Annotated in this window: 18 protein-coding genes; 12 read left to right on the top strand and 6 right to left on the bottom strand. The window is 66.9% G+C overall.

Annotated features, from left to right (window positions below; all coding sequences use genetic code 11):
- Window positions 1–254 precede the first annotated feature (254 nt).
- Window positions 255–566, bottom strand: coding sequence for an ETC complex I subunit (locus tag BMX29_RS16325; RefSeq protein WP_043846695.1), 312 nt, complete (start codon window positions 564–566; stop codon window positions 255–257).
- 148 nt (window positions 567–714) lie between these two features.
- Between BMX29_RS16325 and BMX29_RS16320 the strand changes: the two genes are divergently transcribed.
- From BMX29_RS16320 to BMX29_RS16305, 4 genes are read left to right on the top strand one after another with little or no spacing between them, the layout of a single operon-like run.
- Window positions 715–903, top strand: a complete 189-nt coding sequence (locus BMX29_RS16320) for a DUF6494 family protein (protein ID WP_043846694.1) — start codon at window positions 715–717, stop codon at window positions 901–903.
- Window positions 904–905: 2 nt separating this feature from the next.
- Window positions 906–1,979 (top strand): Mrp/NBP35 family ATP-binding protein, encoded by a 1,074-nt coding sequence (locus BMX29_RS16315; RefSeq protein WP_092814939.1) that lies wholly within the window; start codon window positions 906–908, stop codon window positions 1,977–1,979.
- Window positions 1,976–2,692: a biotin/lipoate--protein ligase family protein gene (locus BMX29_RS16310; protein ID WP_092814936.1), complete on the top strand. Its 717-nt coding sequence runs from the start codon at window positions 1,976–1,978 to the stop codon at window positions 2,690–2,692. The genes BMX29_RS16315 and BMX29_RS16310 overlap by 4 nt, the downstream gene beginning before the upstream one ends.
- Window positions 2,689–3,174, top strand: a complete 486-nt coding sequence (locus BMX29_RS16305) for a DUF6505 family protein (RefSeq protein ID WP_043846688.1) — start codon at window positions 2,689–2,691, stop codon at window positions 3,172–3,174. The genes BMX29_RS16310 and BMX29_RS16305 overlap by 4 nt, the downstream gene beginning before the upstream one ends.
- A 33-nt stretch (window positions 3,175–3,207) precedes the next feature.
- Here BMX29_RS16305 and BMX29_RS16300 read toward each other — a convergent pair whose 3' ends face one another.
- Complete coding sequence (locus BMX29_RS16300) at window positions 3,208–4,812, bottom strand: AfsR/SARP family transcriptional regulator (RefSeq protein ID WP_092814933.1); 1,605 nt, start codon at window positions 4,810–4,812, stop codon at window positions 3,208–3,210.
- A 336-nt stretch (window positions 4,813–5,148) separates the two neighbouring features.
- Between BMX29_RS16300 and BMX29_RS16295 the strand changes: the two genes are divergently transcribed.
- Both BMX29_RS16295 and BMX29_RS16290 read left to right on the top strand, forming a co-directional pair.
- On the top strand, window positions 5,149–6,336 hold the full coding sequence (locus tag BMX29_RS16295; RefSeq protein WP_092814930.1) for a hypothetical protein: 1,188 nt from the start codon (window positions 5,149–5,151) through the stop codon (window positions 6,334–6,336).
- Between the two features lie 103 nt (window positions 6,337–6,439).
- A complete protein-coding gene (locus BMX29_RS16290; RefSeq protein WP_092814928.1) occupies window positions 6,440–6,685 on the top strand; it encodes a CsbD family protein in 246 nt (81 codons plus the stop codon).
- 34 nt (window positions 6,686–6,719) lie between these two features.
- Here BMX29_RS16290 and BMX29_RS16285 read toward each other — a convergent pair whose 3' ends face one another.
- Entirely contained in the window at window positions 6,720–7,427 is a 708-nt protein-coding gene (locus BMX29_RS16285; protein ID WP_043846683.1) for a hypothetical protein, read from the bottom strand.
- Between the two features lie 135 nt (window positions 7,428–7,562).
- On the opposite strand from BMX29_RS16285, the gene BMX29_RS16280 reads away from it, so the two are divergent.
- Window positions 7,563–7,901, top strand: coding sequence for a hypothetical protein (locus tag BMX29_RS16280; RefSeq protein ID WP_092814926.1), 339 nt, complete (start codon window positions 7,563–7,565; stop codon window positions 7,899–7,901).
- 13 nt (window positions 7,902–7,914) lie between these two features.
- Here the strand turns inward: BMX29_RS16280 and BMX29_RS16275 are convergent, their stop codons facing one another.
- Complete coding sequence (locus BMX29_RS16275) at window positions 7,915–8,121, bottom strand: hypothetical protein (protein WP_043846682.1); 207 nt, start codon at window positions 8,119–8,121, stop codon at window positions 7,915–7,917.
- Between the two features lie 143 nt (window positions 8,122–8,264).
- A complete protein-coding gene (gene parE, locus BMX29_RS16270; protein WP_092814923.1) occupies window positions 8,265–10,223 on the bottom strand; it encodes a DNA topoisomerase IV subunit B in 1,959 nt (652 codons plus the stop codon).
- A gap of 457 nt (window positions 10,224–10,680) precedes the next feature.
- Between parE and BMX29_RS16265 the strand changes: the two genes are divergently transcribed.
- On the top strand, window positions 10,681–11,580 hold the full coding sequence (locus tag BMX29_RS16265; protein ID WP_092814921.1) for a DMT family transporter: 900 nt from the start codon (window positions 10,681–10,683) through the stop codon (window positions 11,578–11,580).
- On the opposite strand, the gene BMX29_RS16260 is transcribed toward BMX29_RS16265, so the two are convergent.
- Entirely contained in the window at window positions 11,577–12,386 is an 810-nt protein-coding gene (locus BMX29_RS16260; RefSeq protein ID WP_092814918.1) for a glycosyltransferase, read from the bottom strand. The two genes, BMX29_RS16265 and BMX29_RS16260, sit on opposite strands and share 4 nt — an antisense overlap.
- Before the next feature lie 452 nt (window positions 12,387–12,838).
- Here BMX29_RS16260 and rpsL point away from each other — a divergent pair, with 452 nt between their 5' ends.
- The 4 genes from rpsL to BMX29_RS16240 all read left to right on the top strand — a co-directional run.
- Window positions 12,839–13,210 carry a 30S ribosomal protein S12 gene (gene rpsL, locus BMX29_RS16255; RefSeq protein WP_043846677.1) on the top strand — a complete coding sequence of 124 codons (372 nt, stop codon included), beginning with the start codon at window positions 12,839–12,841 and terminating at the stop codon, window positions 13,208–13,210.
- A gap of 12 nt (window positions 13,211–13,222) precedes the next feature.
- Window positions 13,223–13,693, top strand: coding sequence for a 30S ribosomal protein S7 (rpsG, locus tag BMX29_RS16250; protein WP_043846675.1), 471 nt, complete (start codon window positions 13,223–13,225; stop codon window positions 13,691–13,693).
- Window positions 13,694–13,721: 28 nt separating this feature from the next.
- Entirely contained in the window at window positions 13,722–15,863 is a 2,142-nt protein-coding gene (gene fusA, locus BMX29_RS16245) for an elongation factor G (RefSeq protein ID WP_092814915.1), read from the top strand.
- 90 nt (window positions 15,864–15,953) lie between these two features.
- Window positions 15,954–16,105 (top strand): GTP-binding protein (locus tag BMX29_RS16240; protein ID WP_244889267.1); only part of this gene is annotated, 152 nt, incomplete at its 3' end.

Genomic DNA, 16,105 nt, shown 5'->3' with positions numbered 1-16,105 from the left:
GATGCGGTGGCAGGGATCCGCGTCAATCTGCGGATTTTGCAGCCGATCGGCGCACTTGCAGAAAGGCCCTTCCGGGCCCGGCCGGGGCGGGCGAGGGAATGGGGTGAACGCCGCGGGCTTCGGCTGGTTTGCTTTCCGGCAGCACCACAGGTGATCGATCAGCCGCGGGGGCAAAGCCAAAGAGAGACCTCTAGAAAGCAAAAGGCGCCCCTAGCGGGACGCCTCGCACCTTGGCCGCCGACAGTTGACGACGATCAATGCGTCCACGCGTTCCGGCGATCGTGGGCGAAGTTCTCGGCGTATCCCCGAGGGCGGACGTTAGGCTTGCGCTGCTTCGGCTCGAAGACGTCCGCGTCGATGCCGTGGTCGCGGGCGTATTCCTCTGCTTCCTCCCGGGTCTCGAAGCGGATCTTCACCTGCGCCTGAGTGTCGTCCGACGACGTCCACCCCATCAGGGGGTCGATGCGGCGGGCATTTTCGGGCATGAACTCCAGCACCCAGTGCCGGGTCCGGGCCCATCCCGAGGACATGGCCGTCTTGGCGGGCTGGTAGATACGTGCGCGCATGGATCGTCTCCGGTATCTTGGACGGGTGATATATCGTCAATCACGGCGCCGGGATCAAGCGCCGGGCGCATCCCCTCCCGGCTTGCATGGTCCCGGGGCCTCCACTACACCCGGCCACGCCTTGCGAGCAGCCCGAAGGAGGGGTGTCATGAGCGACGATTTCAACATGTCCATGCGGAAATTCCTGAAGCAGGTCGGCGTGACCTCGCAACAGGCCATCGAAGAGGCGGTGCGCGACGCCGGCGGTCCCGAGGGCCGCACCTACGAGGCCCGCGCCGTCATCACCGTAGACGGGCTCGATGTCGAGCACGTCGTCACCGGCACCATCAAGGGGTAATCGTGGCGCTTTCCCGTGACGCGGTCCTGACCGCTCTGAAAGAAATTTCCGACCCCGTGAGCGACGGCGACATCGTCGCTGCGGGACGCGTGCGCGCATTGAACGTGGACGAGGCAACGGGCGACACCCGCTTCGTCCTCGAGGTCGATCCGAACAAGGCCGAAGCCTACCAGCCCGTTCGCGACGCCGCAGAGGCGGCGGTGGCCGGACTCGACGGGGCCGGCAAGGTGTCGGTCGTGATGACCGGTCACTCGGCGCCGAAGCCGCCGCCGGACCTCAAGGCAGCGACCAAACCGAAACCGCAGGGGCCGCAGGCCGTGCCGGGCGTCGATCGCATCATCGCGGTGGCCTCGGGCAAGGGCGGCGTGGGCAAGTCCACCGTCTCCGCGAACCTTGCCTGCGCGCTGGCCGCCGAAGGGCGCCGCGTGGGCCTGCTTGACGCCGATGTCTACGGGCCGTCGCAGCCGCGGATGCTGGGCGTGTCCGGCCGGCCCGCCAGCCCCGACGGCAAGACCATCCTGCCGCTGCGGAACTACGGCGTCACCATGATGTCGATCGGCCTGATGACCAACGAGGGTCAGGCCACTGTCTGGCGCGGGCCGATGCTGATGGGTGCGCTGCAGCAGATGATGAACCAGGTTCAGTGGGGCGCGCTCGACGTGCTGATCGTGGACCTGCCGCCGGGCACCGGCGACGTTCAGATGACGCTGTCGCAGAAGTTCAAGGTGGATGGCGCGGTCGTGGTCTCGACGCCGCAGGACGTGGCGCTTCTGGACGCGCGCAAGGGCATCGACATGTTCGCGCGCATGGAGGTGCCGATCCACGGCCTGATCGAGAACATGTCCACGCACATCTGCTCGAACTGTGGCCACGAGGAACACATCTTCGGCCACGGTGGCGTCGCGGCCGAGGCCGAGAAGCTGGGCGTGCCTCTGCTGGCGGAGATTCCGCTGCACCTTGACATCCGCACCGCCTCCGACGGCGGGGCGCCGATCGTGGTGTCGAAGCCCGACAGCCCGCAGGCCGGGGCGTTCCGTGCGCTTGCCCGCACCCTTGTCGACGCGGGGCAGGCATGAGCACGGCAGAGACGCTTTCCTTCCCGCCGCTGCTCGACGGCCACGCCGCGGCCGGATCGCCGCTCGAGGAGGCCGTGTCGGCCGCCGCGCGCGGCGCCGAGGCGGGGCTCCTGCTCTATGACGCCGTGGCGGCGGACGTGGACGTGGCGCTGGTCCTCGTGCCCGAGGTCTCGCGCCGGAGCGCGGCGCAGATGATCCCGCTCGCGGGCGTCGCCTTCCAGAATGCGCTGGGCGCGCTGGGGCCGTCCGAGGTCGCGGTTCATCTCGCCTGGGACGGCCGCATCATGGTGAACGGGGCGGAGTGTGGCCGCGTGCGTGCCGTGGCGCCATCGTCCGAGGGCGACGCGGCGCCGGACTGGCTGGTGCTGTCGTTAACCGTGCGGGCGACGTCGCCCGAGGGTGTGGACGGGGGGAAGACGCCCGATATCACCGCCCTCGACGCCGAGGGTTGCGGCGACGTGGCCCCGCTTGACCTCGTGGAGGCCTGGGCGCGCCACGCGCTCAACTGGATCCACCGCTGGGAAGAGGACGGCGCGGCCGAACTGCATCGGGAATGGACCAACCTTGCTCATGGCATCGGCGATCCGGTTAACATCGGCGGGGTAGAGGGCACGGCACTCGGTCTCGACGAAGACATGAACCTGCTCGTGAAGACGCCCGAGGGCACCCGCGCGGTGCCGCTCGTCGCGCAACTCGAGGCGCCGACATCGTGAAGCTCGCCCGCGCGATCCATTTCGACGAAAGCGACCGGCGCGTGTTTTCGAACGCGGCGCGCACCGGCGAATGGTGCATCGCCGGCGGTTTCGAGTTCTCGGACTGGACCGAGGGTGATCTCGTCGGAAAGGCGCGGCAGGCGTTCTCGAACGGCTGGCTCGGCACCGAGACCTTCGGTCGCGTGACCTTCGTGGCCGTCACGGTCTGTCAGCCGGCAGAGCGCGAGGCCGCCATAGACCGGCTCGCGCAACACTTCGTCGATGTCTATGGCGCCCCGTCCGTGGACGCCGCCCGTCCCGTGGCGAAGACCGAGATCGACGACATGGTCGAGCTTTGCGAGGATCACGATCCCAACACGCTCCTCACGGTATCGCGCGAGCTGACCGGCAGTGGCGTCCGCGAAAGCTTCCGCACGATCCATGCCCCCGACGCCGATCTCACGCAGGTCGCGATCCACGGCTCGCTCGACGAGGACGGCTGAAACCAGCGTCCCGGGCGCTCCGGGACGAGAGGCTCAGAGCATCGCTCGCACCGGGTCGAGCAACCCCTTCGTCCGCAGCGTGCGGACCGGGTAGGTATCGTCGTTCACCAGCCTGTCGAGGGTGAAACCAGGCTCGATCCTCTCCAGCCGCTCGGCGATCTTGATCGCCCGGTCGAACCGTCCCTGCTGCGCGTAAAGCGCCACGAGATGCCGATAGGCCGGGCGGAAGAACGGAGCCTGCCGCACCGCCGCCTCGGCCGCCTCGATGGCCAGTTCGGAGTGGTCGTTCGCCACGCAGGTGATGCAGTGGTAGAGGTCCCACCAGTGGCGGAAGGGCGAATATCGCGCGATCTCGCGCGCCCTCAGGGACAGCGCCATGGCCTGCGACGGTTCTCCCGCCAGCATCCGAGAAACGGACAGGGACAGCCACCCGAAGCCCGAGGACGCGTTGCGCTCCACCGAACGCTCGGCAAGGTCGACGCCACCCGCGGCATCGCCGAGGGCCATGATCCGCACCTGGCTCAGCAGCGCCAGCACGAGCGCGTTGTTGGGGGCCTCCGACAGGGCGGAGTAGTTCAATTCCTGGATCTCGTCGATCAGCGCCTCGCGGTCGGGCTCCAGAAGCTCGATCAGCTGGATCGTCCGCGCAAGGCTGCGCCACGCGGTGTAGATGCCGTTGCCCTCGATCTCGTGGGCCTGCGCGAGCAGCGCGTCGGCCTCGCGCAGCGCGCCGGGCTGGAAGCTGAACATCCGCGTAAGCGCGCGCCGCTGCAGGTCGGTCGCCTGTGCCTTGGGCCGGGCGCGGTCGAGCGTCGCGGGCAGTGCGGTCAGCGCCCAGTCGGCAGCTTCGAAAACGATCGCCGAGACGCGCGCCGAGGCGCCGAGGATTTCCTGGACGTCATCGACCTCGATCAGCCGAGAGTAGAGAATGCGCCGCGTGGCCGGGTGCAGGATGCGGACATAGACCCGTCCGCCCTCCGCGGTCTCGATCATGTCGCACGAGATATCGAGGTCGCCGACGATCTCGGCGCCGATGCCGTCGGTGGTGCCGGCATGGCGCCATGCGCGCACCTGCTCCGAGATCGCGTCACCGATGCGGTCCGCCAGAACCTCGCCCACGAGCGACGGCATCGCCTCGGTGCGGACCTGCGTACGGCACATCAGCGTGAGGCCGGCCGGACGATGCAGCGCGGCATTGCCGTGGCGGTTCTCGTGCCGGGTGCGCTCGTCTCGGAGCCATTCGTCGAACTCGGGATCGCGGGCATCGAGGCCCTCGAGCAGTTCGCGCGGCATCTCGTAGTCGTTCTGCCGCAAGATCACCTGCACACGGGTCGGGTCGAGACCGATCGCGGTTCGCTCGGCCTCGAGCGCATCGGACCAGTCACCAAATGCGCCACGGATCTTGACGAGGGCCTGCCGCAGGCTCGCCCCGGCCTGCTTCTCCGGCGACGTGCTCCAGAGCTTGTCCTCGAGCCAGCGCCGCGGTCTGCGCATCCCTGGGCTGAGCGCGAGCATGGCGATCAGCGCCTGCGGCTTCGCGCCGAGCGGCGTGAGGTCGGTTCCGTCGGCAGCGGTCACGCTGAACGGTCCGATCACGTTCACGCGGACGGAGGCTGGATCCGGTGCAGGAAGGCTCACGGCGCGCCCTTTCGGTTGGGGTTCGCATCACGATAGCGTGCGATCGGGCGTGAGGGAATGTGAAACCCGCGTGAACGCGGCGTAGGTCCTGGCCAACGCGCGGTTCTGCAGAACGACAGCGGACGTGACGGGAAACGAATCGTTCACCACCTCGCGGCAAATCGCGTCGCAACTTCAGGATGTTATTTTTCTGGCGGTATATACCCTAAAGGGTGATGTGCTTGGTCAAAGCCGGTCACGCACTCGAATTGCAGGATGTGACGGTACGGAACAGTGTTGGATTCACGGGCAAATCACGCGTTCTGGCCATTGTGCCGTCTGACGCCGACCCGCGCCATGCGGGTTCCCGACTGCCTCCAGACCATGAGCGCCATGACCGAAAACGCTTCCCGCTCCCGCAGAGCCACTGCAGCCCCGCTTGGCCTCGTCGACGCTCCCATCGTGGCGGGGGACGAGACCGGCGAGACCGCGATCGTGCGCAAAACGGCCGCCGAACTCGCGCAGCTCTATGCCCTGGCGCTGGTACGCACCGTGCCGTTCGGGGCCCGGCCGTCCGGGGACGAGGACGACGCCCCGGGCCTCGGCGTACTGCACGGCGCAGCCTCCGGTGGACGAGTGCACCAACTGGCGAATATCTGGTCCTGGGCGGCGCCGTACCGCCCGGTGGCCAATCGCGGCGATTTGCGCCGACCGGGTGATACCGCGCCGCTGTCGGCCTGGGTGCGCTACTTGCGGGACCGCCACGGCGCCGCTCTCGCGCTCACCGACCACGAAAGCGGACAACCGCCGCGCGATCCGCTGGCGCTGGCGCGAATGATCCACGACGAGGGCCCGGCGCGTCCGATCCTGGTTCTGGCCCTTGCCGCCTGCGCGCGCGGCGCGCGACCCCGCGGCGGGCGGACGCCCCGAGGCGCGCTGTCTGGCCTGGCGCGGGTGGCCGAGGAAATGCCGGCGCGGCGCCCGGACCGGCCGCGGCCGAACCGACCGGGGCTGCTCGCAGGGCAAATCTCGCTTCTGGCCGCGGGTGAGCCGCAGAGCGCGTTGCCCGGCGGCGGGCACCGGGCCGGCGCGGTGCTCGAGGCGCTCCGGCGGGACTATCCGGGCCTCCTGTCCTCGATCGCCGAGCATAACGCGACGGCGCCGTTGTCCGGAACCGTGGCCGGTCTGGATGCCGCTGCGTGCGCCGGCTGGGCACCCGTGGCGATCGAGCGCAACTACCGCATCCCCGCGCTGCCCATCCTGCGCCCGAACCTTCACCCCGCCGGGGGAGAGCGCTCGGTCTACCGTGCCGCGTTTCTTGCCGCTGTGGCGCGGCAGACGATCGCCTTCAGCCCCGAAGAGCACGCGGAGCTCGACCGGATCGTCGGCGACGTGGCACTTGGCGTGGCCGTTCTGGGCGGCAGCTGGCCGTCGGAACTGACCGCCGAAACCCTGCGCGGGACGGCGGAGGGCGCGGCTTTCCAGCAGGGTGAGCCGCGACCGAAGCGGTCATGGCTCGGATGGCGGCGGCGTTACTCCAGCTGAGCAAGGGCCCGCGTTTCGGTTGATCACGATTCCCGTGCCACGGGCAACCAAAGCGACCAGCTGCGCGTTCTCCACCGAACCGCAATGCAAGGAGGCATGTGCCATGAACTGGGATCAAGTCGAAGGAAACTGGAAACGCTTCACCGGCTCCATCCGCGAGCAGTGGGGTGATCTCACGGACAACGATGTCCAGGAGGTCAAGGGCAACCGCGAGCAACTCGAGGGCAAGATCCAGGCCAAGTACGGCAAGACGAAGGAAGAGGCCTCGCACGAGGTCGACAAGTGGCTGGCGAACCAGAAGGACGATCAGCACACGGACCCGAACGACCCTCACACCCGGTCGGCATGAACCTGATTTCTGGCGCGGGCCATTCCGGCCCGCGTCACTCCCGGCAGATTCCCTCGACCTTCGCGTCCGCCCACGGGATCGCCACATCCACCCCTGTCAGTGCGTCGTCGAGCCGAGAGATGTTCATCTCGGCAGATATCATGCGACGCAGCCGGTCGGTCCGCGGCGCCTCGGGGTCGAGAAGACGACAGCACACGAACTCCTCGACGATTGCCCCTTGCTGCTCGTAGCCATGGGCCAGAAAATCCGCTGTGCCCTCGTCGGGCTCAAAGAGGTAGGGGTCTGCGCTCCGCGTGTGTTCGAGTGCCGCGCGAAGCGGGTGATAGCGCGTCCGCTTTCGGTTCTGCCATTGCCAGACATGCGTCATCTCGTGCGCGAAGAGCATGACCGACACGAGGTCGACCTGATCGGGGAAACCTTCGAGGAAGTCGTCCCGGTAGAGATCCTCTCGATACAGGACGCGGTTGAAGAACGTGGTAGCGCCCGGCGACACGGTGATCTCGTCGTCGGTCGCAGGGGGCCAGATCCTCTCCTGGCAGGTCAGGCGCGGCCGCTTCGGTCGCGAATAGGTGATCGAGCCGGCGAAATGGCCGTCGTGGAAGCGCACGCGGGCCGGATTGACCTCGTCGCCCTGCAAGGCGTCGGCGAAGCGCGCCTCGTTTTCAGTGAGGGGACGGCCGCACGAGGCCGCGAAGAGCATGGCGAACAGGGTCAGACAGAGACGAAGGCGGGCAGGGATCATGGCGTGGAAGGAAGCGCCGCAAGCGAGTGCGCGCAAGGGTCTGCGGGCTCGAGCATTGAAAGTTTGCGCTTGAAGGCGCAGATTGATGCTTTAGGGCCAGCTTCAGAATGAAACCGGCCGGATTGGAGACCACACGTGGCCGTCGCCGACGACATGTCGCTGCTCGCGGGTGAGTACGCACTCGGGCTTCTCGATCGGGAGGAGCGCGACCGAGTCGCGCGCCGTATCGTCACGGACGCTGACCTCGCCGCGGAACATGCGTTCTGGCAGCGCCATTTGCTGGCTTTGATCGGACGAGTGCCGTCCGTCGCCCCATCCCCGCGGGTGAAGGCCGGCCTCGAAGAGCGCCTCTTCGGCATCGAAGAGCGGACCCTTTGGCAGGACCTGCTAGCGCCCGAGCATCGTGGGATCCTTGTCCTCGTAGTCGGGGCCAAGGTCGCCGCGATCGGAGTGCTTCTCGCGCTTCTGCTCTGACGGCCGTACGGTTTCAGACCTCGGACGTCCTTTGCGTCGATGACAGCGACCGTTCCAGCACCCCCCACACCATCAGCGCCGTTCCCAGCGTGGCCACGAAGGCAACGATGACAAGGTCGTACTGCGCCTTGGGCAGGGCGAAGGCGGCGATCGCGATCAGGGGCACGTGAACCAGGCCGAAGCAGGCCAGTTGAACCTTACGCAGCACGGTTCGGGTCATGTGGGTCCTCCTCGCATCCTGAGCCGTGTCGGAATTCGGCTCTCGGTTGTGTCAGTCTTCCGCAGTAAGCGAACGCCTGCAACCGGTAACGACCCTATCGGGCCCCCTGCGGCGGGATGCCGCTGCGTAATTACACGAACGGTTCAGACGTCCAGTTCTTCAACGAAACGCGCATTCTCCTGGATGTACTGGAATCGCAATTCCGGTTTCTTGCCCATCAGACGCTCCACCAGGTCACCGGTCTCACCCGCGGCCTCCTCGTCGATGGTGACGCGGATCAACGTCCGGGTCGCGGGGTCCATCGTCGTTTCCTTGAGGTCCTTGGCGTCCATCTCGCCCAGGCCCTTGAAGCGCTGCACGTCGATCTTGCCCTTGCCGCCAAGACCCTTCTGCATCCACTCGTCCTTCTCCGCATCCGAGGCGACGTACATCCGCTTGGCGCCCTGCGTCAGTCGGTAGAGCGGCGGGCAGGCGAGGTAGAGGTGCCCGTTGTCGATCAGCGGGCGCATCTGGGCGTAGAAGAATGTCATCAGCAGGGAGGCGATGTGTGCGCCGTCCACGTCGGCGTCGCACATGATGATGATCTTCTCGTAACGCAGGTCGTCGATATTGAACTTGCTGCCGAGTCCCACGCCGAGCGCCTCGCAGAGATCGCGGATCTCGGCATTGGTGGTCAGCTTGTTGGACGCGGCGCCCATGACGTTGAGAATCTTGCCCTTGAGCGGCAGCAGGGCCTGCGATTCGCGGAACCGCGCGCCCTTGGCCGAGCCGCCCGCCGAGTCGCCCTCGACGATGAAGATCTCGGTGCCTTCGCGGTTCTTGTTCGTGCAGTCGGTCAACTTGCCGGGGAGGCGAAGTTTCTTCGTGGCCGACTTTCGCGCGGTCTCCTTCTCCTGCCGGCGGCGGAGGCGTTCCTCGGCGCGCAGCACGAGGAAGTCGAGGATCGCGCCGGCGGACTTGGTGTCCGATGCCAGCCAGTTGTCGAAGTGGTCGCGTACCGCACCCTCGACCAGCTTGGCGGCCTCGGTGGTGGCCAGCCGGTCCTTGGTCTGGCCCACGAACTCGGGTTCGCGGATGAAGCACGAGACCAGCGCGCAGCCGCCCGTGATCAGGTCGTCGCGGGTGATCTGCGCGGCCTTCTTGTTGTTCACCAACTCGCCGTAGGCGCGGATCCCCTTGAGGATCGCCGACCAGAAGCCCGCCTCGTGGGTGCCGCCCTCGGGGGTGGGCACCGTGTTGCAGTAGGACTGCAGGAAGCCGTCGCGCGAGGGTGTCCAGTTGATCGCCCATTCGACCTTGCCCGGTGCATCGAACTTCTCGCGGAAGTCGACGCGGCCGGCGAAAGGCTGTGCCGCGTAGGTCGTCGCACCGCCCAACACTTCCTGGAGGTAGTCCGCAAGACCGCCGGGGAAGTGGAAGGTCGCCTCGCGCTCGGTCTCGCCGTCGTCGATCGCGGTTTTCCAGCGGATCTCGACGCCCGAGAACAGGTAGGCCTTGGACCGAACCATCTTGAACAGCCGCGCGGGGCGGAACCGGTGGTGGCCGAAGATTTCCTCGTCCGCGTGGAAGGTCACGGTGGTGCCGCGCCGGTTCGGTGCCTGGCCGACCTTCTCGACCGGCCCGAGCGGCTTGCCCCGCGAGAAGCGCTGCTCGACCAGCTCGCGATTGCGCGCGACCTGCACGACGAGGCTGTCCGACAGCGCGTTCACGACCGACGCACCCACGCCGTGCAGGCCGCCCGAGGTTTCGTAGGCCTTGCCCGAGAACTTGCCGCCCGCGTGCAGCGTGCACAGGATCACCTCGAGCGCCGACTTGCCGGGAAACTTGGGGTGCGGATCGGTGGGGATGCCGCGGCCGTTATCGCTGATCGAAACCGAGTAGTCGGCGTTCAGCGTAACCTCGATGCGATTGGCGTGCCCGGCAACGGCCTCGTCCATCGAGTTGTCGAGGATCTCGGCCACCATGTGGTGCAGCGCCCGTTCGTCGGTGCCGCCGATATACATGCCCGGGCGCTTGCGGACGGGCTCGAGCCCCTCGAGCACCTCGATGGAGGACGCATCGTAGTCGCCGGGCTCTGCGCCCGAGAGAAGGTCTTCGGCCATGGGGTGCTGCTCTTGTCGGATTATTTACGGGTTATGGCGCCGGAGTATGTCAGAGCGACCGGCCCGCGAAAAGGCCTGCTCGGGACTTGCAAGGGCGTGAAACACTGCTAGCGTCTGGTTTCCGGTGCGCTCTGATCAGGAGGAGGTCATGCCCGCAACCGCTTATACATACGTCCCGCCGCGCGACACGCGGCTTCCGGTGCCGGGCGCGGCGCCGCACGCAGCCTGGCAAATGGTGAACCCCCGCCGGGGCGGTTGCGCCAAGAGTGGTTGCGCGGGCTTCCGAGAAATCCCCGAGAGCCCGATCTGCTCGGGGTGCGGGCATCACAACCGCGAGCACGACTCCTTCTGAACCCCCGCCAATCGTGCGAGTGCCGAGCGGCGCGCGTCCGACCCGGACGCCGCGCCCAGCCGATCGCGCTTGCCGCCGGCGAGCCGCCGGGCGATAGCGCGGGGCATGGCACGACTTGGCGACAATGCGCGTGGCGCGCTTCTGATGATGGCCTCCATGGCGGCCTTCACCCTCAACGACACGCTGGTCAAGGCCGCGGGGGCGTCGCTGCCGCTCATGCAGATCCTTGCGATCCGGGGGCTCGTCGCTTCCTGCGCCATTGCGGCCCTCGGCTGGGCCTTCGGGGCTTTCCGCACGCGGGTCTCGCGCCGCGACGTCGGACTGATCGTCCTCCGCAGCCTGTGCGAGCTCGGCGCGGCCTTTTTCTTTCTCACTGCACTGATGAACATGCCGCTCGCGAACGTGACGGCGCTACTGCAGACGCTGCCGCTGACCCTCACGTTGGTGGGGGTGCTCTTTCTGGGCGAGCGCGTGGGATGGCGGCGCTGGTCCGCGGTGGGTCTCGGGTTCTTCGGGATGCTACTGATCGTGAAGCCGGGGATGGACAGCTTCGACGCCTGGTCGCTCTACGCCCTCGTCGCCGTGGGCTTCGTGACCGCGCGCGACCTGACCGTCCGGGGCCTCTCGCGAAACGTGCCGTCGATCCTCGTCACGCTGGCCGCCAGCGTTACGGTCACCGTGTTCGCCGTAATCTGGACCGCAATCACCGGAGGCTGGGCGCCGGTGACGGGACAGAACGGACCGCTGGTCCTGGGCGCGGCGGTGCTGGTGAGCCTTGCCTACCTTCTGTCGGTTCTGGTCATGCGCGTGGGCGACGTGAGCGCGGTCGCTCCGTTCCGCTATACCGGCCTCGTCTGGGCGCTGATGCTGGGCTGGGCGGTGTTCGGCGACTGGCCCGTGGCCTCGACGCTGATCGGGGCAGCGCTGATCGCGGTCGGAGGTCTCGTCACCTTGTGGCGCGACCGGCGGCCGCCGGTGTCGCCCACGCGATCCCCGGTGCGTTAGGTTCCGGCGAAGACGCTGCGCACGCGGTCTGCGTCGATGGCGAACCGCTCGGCAAAGATAGCCTCGCCCGCGGCATCCAGCCGGGGCAGGGAGACCGGAGTCACGTGCTTTGCCTGCCGCGAATCGTTGTGGTCGTTGTGCCCCCGCACGTACATCGGCCGGTCGCAGAAGGTCAGCGTGGGCATGAACCGGTTCAGTTTCTGGTGCCCGAAATTCATGATCGACTGCCGCACGCCACCGCGCACCGCCACCGCCTGCGCGACACCCCAGTAGGGATGCACCACCTCCTCGGCGGCGAGGCCACGCGCGTCGGGGCGCGCGACGAATCCCCGCCCCCAGTCGAGGCCGACAAGTCGGTGCGCATCGACGATCGGCGCGGCGTCCTGTGCGGTGCGACGCAGCGTCTCGACGAAGTCCACCGCCACGGCGTCGTCGTCGTCGTGCCGGAACTGCAGGCAGGGGGCTCCGATGTCGTCGCGCGCGGCGTTCAGCACCTCCTGACAGACCTTTCGGTGAGGTCCGGGCGCGCGTGCGACCACCCGCGCCTGAGGAAGGCCCGACAGAAGCGCATCAAGACGGGCACGCGCGACCTCGGGCAGATCCTCGCCCACGAGGACCACGAAGATGAAGTCAGGATCGGTTTGCGCGGCAAGGCCCGGCAGGCAGATCGTCTCGAAGTGGCGGAACCTTTCGTCCAGCCGCTCAGGTGCATAGAGATAGGCGGCTCGCGTGGCGGTGTCGTCGTGTTCCACCTGAAAGCCGCCCTCGGCGGGATAGGAGAATCGGCAGAGCCCGATTACCTGCATGTCGTACTCCTTCCGCGGACGATCCGGCAGGACCCTGGCGGTGCCGGATCGGGCAGGCAAGCGGCCGACCGGAAATGGGCCTCTCGCCCTCCTGCCAGGGCTTGCGCTTTTCCGCCGTTTTCCCGCGTGGGGGCGCTGTTGACAATGAAATCGCAACCCCATATACGCGCCGTCATCTTGGAACCCGGGAGCAGGTCCGTCCCGCGCCCGGTTTCCGAAACAGCAGAACCGAAGCGGTCACGATCCGGGTTACCGAACGCCCCGATCCTCTGATACCCCCGCGTCGCCCCCGTGTTCGGGAGCGTATGCGGTTTTTTGCGTCCCCGTGGTGTCTCGCGATGCGTGGCAGGGGGCGGAGGATGCGGGCCGCGCCGGCGACGTGAGATCATTCGCGAGGGGGCGCGTGCCCCGTTGCATCACCGATGTGAGAGACAAGACGGGATAGAACCGGAATGCCAACGATCCAGCAGCTGATCCGCAAGCCGCGGCAGCCCAAAGTCAAGCGCTCGAAATCCATGCATCTCGAGCAGTGCCCGCAGAAGCGTGGCGTCTGCACGCGCGTTTACACGACCACCCCGAAGAAGCCGAACTCGGCAATGCGGAAGGTCGCGAAGGTGCGTCTGACCAACGGCTACGAGGTGATCAGCTACATTCCGGGCGAATCCCACAACCTGCAGGAGCACTCGGTCGTGCTCATCCGCGGTGGCCGCGTGAAGGACCTTCCGGGCGTCCGCTACCACATCCTGCGCGGTGTGCTCGATACGCAGGGCGTCAAGGATCGCCGCCAGCGTCGCTCGAAATACGGCGCCAAGCGTCCGAAGTAAGAGGATAACCAGATGTCCCGTCGTCACTCCGCTGAGAAGCGCGAAATTCTCCCCGACGCCAAGTACGGCGATCGGGTTCTGACGAAGTTCATGAACAACCTCATGGTGGACGGCAAGAAGTCGACCGCCGAGGGGATCGTCTACAACGCGCTCGACCGCGTCGAGAGCAAGGTGAAGCGCGCGCCGGTGGAAATTTTCCATGAGGCGCTCGACAACATCAAGCCATCGGTCGAGGTCCGCTCGCGCCGCGTCGGCGGTGCCACCTACCAGGTGCCCGTCGAGGTCCGCCCCGAGCGCCGCGAGGCGCTGGCGATCCGCTGGCTGATCGACGCGTCGCGCAAGCGCAACGAGAACACGATGGAAGAGCGCCTCGCGGGTGAGCTTCTGGACGCGGTGAACTCGCGCGGCACGGCCGTGAAGAAGCGCGAGGACACGCACAAGATGGCCGACGCCAACAAGGCGTTCAGCCACTACCGCTGGTAACCCATCTCTAGCCTGAGGACCGACCCCAATGGCACGCGAATATTCGCTCGACCGCTACCGCAACTTCGGGATCATGGCGCACATCGATGCGGGCAAGACCACCTGCACCGAGCGCGTCCTGTTCTACACCGGCAAGTCGCACAAGATCGGCGAAGTCCACGACGGCGCCGCGACCATGGACTGGATGGAGCAGGAGCAGGAACGCGGGATCACCATCACTTCGGCGGCGACCACCACGTTCTGGTTCCGCACCGAGGACGGCGAGAACCCGACCGGCATCTACGGTGACACGCCGCAAGAAGCCAAGTTCCGCTTCAACATCATCGACACTCCCGGCCACGTGGACTTCACCATCGAGGTCGAGCGTTCGCTCGCCGTGCTCGACGGCGCGATCTGCGTTCTCGACGCCAACGCCGGTGTCGAGCCGCAGACCGAGACCGTCTGGCGCCAGGCCGACCGCTACCACGTCCCGCGCATCGTGTTCGTCAACAAGATGGACAAGATCGGCGCCGACTTCTTCAACTGCGTGAAGATGATCAAGGACCGCACCGGCGCGACTCCCGCCCCGATCCAGCTGCCGATCGGTGCCGAGGACAAGCTCGAGGGCATCGTCGACCTGCTCACCATGAAAGAGTGGGTGTGGAAAGGCGAGGACCTCGGCGCGAGCTGGGTCATCCAGGACATCCGTGACGAGCTGAAGGACCAGGCCGAAGAGTACCGCGCCAACCTCGTCGAGCTTGCTGTCGAGCAGGACGACGACGCGATGGAAGCGTATCTCGAAGGCGAAGAGCCCGATCTGCCGAAGCTGCGCGAGCTGATCCGCAAGGGTACGCTGTCGCTGTCCTTCGTGCCGATCCTCGCGGGCTCGGCGTTCAAGAACAAGGGCGTGCAGCCCCTCCTGAACGCGGTCATCGACTACCTGCCCGGTCCGCTCGACGTGCCGCCCTACATGGGCTTCGCACCGGACGACGAGACCGAGACCCGGAACATCGAGCGTCGCCCCGGCGACGAGCAGCCGTTCTCGGGCCTTGCGTTCAAGATCATGAACGACCCGTTCGTCGGCTCGCTGACCTTCTGCCGCATCTACTCGGGCCTGCTCGAGAAGGGCGGGTCGGTGATGAACTCGACCAAGGGCCGCAAGGAGCGTATCGGCCGGATGATGATGATGCACTCGAACTCCCGCGAGGAGATCGATTGGGCCGGTTCCGGCGACATCATCGCTCTGGCGGGTCTGAAGGACACCACCACCGGTGACACGCTCTGCGACCCGAACAAGCAGGTCGTGCTCGAGACGATGACCTTCCCGGACCCGGTGATCGAGATCGCCGTGGAGCCGAAGACGAAGGCGGACCAGGAGAAGATGTCGGCAGGCCTTCAGCGCCTCGCGGCGGAAGACCCCTCCTTCAAGGTGGAGACCGACCTCGAGTCCGGTCAGACCATCATGAAGGGCATGGGCGAACTCCACCTCGACATCCTCGTCGACCGCCTCAAGCGGGAGTTCAAGGTCGAGGCGAACATCGGTGCGCCGCAGGTCGCGTATCGCGAGACCATCCGCCAGAAGATCGAGCACACCTACACCCACAAGAAGCAGTCGGGTGGTTCGGGTCAGTTCGCCGAGGTCAAGCTGGAGATCAGCCCGACCGAGCCGGGCGAGGGTTACTCGTTCGAGAGCCGCATCGTCGGTGGTTCGGTGCCGAAGGAATACATCCCCGGCGTCGAGAAGGGCATCAAGTCCGTGATGGACAGCGGCCCGCTGGCCGGTTTCCCGGTGATCGACTTCAAGGTCGCGCTGGTGGACGGCAAGTACCACGACGTCGACTCCTCGGTCCTCGCGTTCGAGATCGCATCGCGGATGGGCATGCGCGAAGGTCTTCGCAAGGCCGGCGCCCAGCTGCTCGAGCCGATGATGAAGGTCGAGGTCGTGACCCCGGACGAGTACACCGGTTCGATCATCGGCGACCTGACTTCGCGTCGCGGTCAGGTGACCGGGCAGGACCCGCGCGGCAACGCCGTGGCGATCCACGCGATGGTGCCGCTCGCCAACATGTTCGGCTACATCAACAACCTGCGCTCGATGTCCTCGGGCCGCGCGCAGTTCACGATGCAGTTCGACCACTACGATCCGGTTCCGCAGAACATCTCGGACGAGATCCAGAAGCAGTACGCCTGATCGGGACGGCGGGGTGAGCCCCGCCCTACCACCCAACACCCGTAGGGCGGGGCCCGGCCCCGCCGCCCGCAATGAGAGGGAGCCAGACGCATGGCAAAGGAAAAGTTCGAACGCGGCAAGCCGCACTGCAACATCGGCACCATTGGCCACGTCGACCACGGCAAGACGACGCTGACGGCTGCGATCACGAAGTATTTCGGTGACTTCCGGGCGTATGACCAGATCGACGGTGCGCCGGAAGA

It is taken from the genome of Roseivivax marinus (assembly GCF_900109705.1).
GTDB classification, from domain to species: domain Bacteria; phylum Pseudomonadota; class Alphaproteobacteria; order Rhodobacterales; family Rhodobacteraceae; genus Roseivivax; species Roseivivax marinus.
This window is presented reverse-complemented; position numbering and strand designations above follow the sequence as displayed.

Excerpts from the sequence above, each read along its gene's own strand:
- BMX29_RS16325 (WP_043846695.1), bottom strand. The coding sequence starts at position 566 with ATGCGCGCACGTATCTACCAGCCCGCCAAGACGGCCATGTCCTCGGGA.
- BMX29_RS16320 (WP_043846694.1), top strand. The coding sequence starts at position 715 with ATGAGCGACGATTTCAACATGTCCATGCGGAAATTCCTGAAGCAGGTC.
- BMX29_RS16310 (WP_092814936.1), top strand. The coding sequence starts at position 1,976 with ATGAGCACGGCAGAGACGCTTTCCTTCCCGCCGCTGCTCGACGGCCAC.
- BMX29_RS16295 (WP_092814930.1), top strand. The coding sequence starts at position 5,149 with ATGCGGGTTCCCGACTGCCTCCAGACCATGAGCGCCATGACCGAAAAC.
- BMX29_RS16290 (WP_092814928.1), top strand. The coding sequence starts at position 6,440 with ATGAACTGGGATCAAGTCGAAGGAAACTGGAAACGCTTCACCGGCTCC.
- BMX29_RS16285 (WP_043846683.1), bottom strand. The coding sequence starts at position 7,427 with ATGATCCCTGCCCGCCTTCGTCTCTGTCTGACCCTGTTCGCCATGCTC.
- BMX29_RS16275 (WP_043846682.1), bottom strand. The coding sequence starts at position 8,121 with ATGACCCGAACCGTGCTGCGTAAGGTTCAACTGGCCTGCTTCGGCCTG.
- parE (WP_092814923.1), bottom strand. The coding sequence starts at position 10,223 with ATGGCCGAAGACCTTCTCTCGGGCGCAGAGCCCGGCGACTACGATGCG.
- BMX29_RS16265 (WP_092814921.1), top strand. The coding sequence starts at position 10,681 with ATGGCACGACTTGGCGACAATGCGCGTGGCGCGCTTCTGATGATGGCC.
- BMX29_RS16260 (WP_092814918.1), bottom strand. The coding sequence starts at position 12,386 with ATGCAGGTAATCGGGCTCTGCCGATTCTCCTATCCCGCCGAGGGCGGC.
- rpsL (WP_043846677.1), top strand. The coding sequence starts at position 12,839 with ATGCCAACGATCCAGCAGCTGATCCGCAAGCCGCGGCAGCCCAAAGTC.
- rpsG (WP_043846675.1), top strand. The coding sequence starts at position 13,223 with ATGTCCCGTCGTCACTCCGCTGAGAAGCGCGAAATTCTCCCCGACGCC.
- fusA (WP_092814915.1), top strand. The coding sequence starts at position 13,722 with ATGGCACGCGAATATTCGCTCGACCGCTACCGCAACTTCGGGATCATG.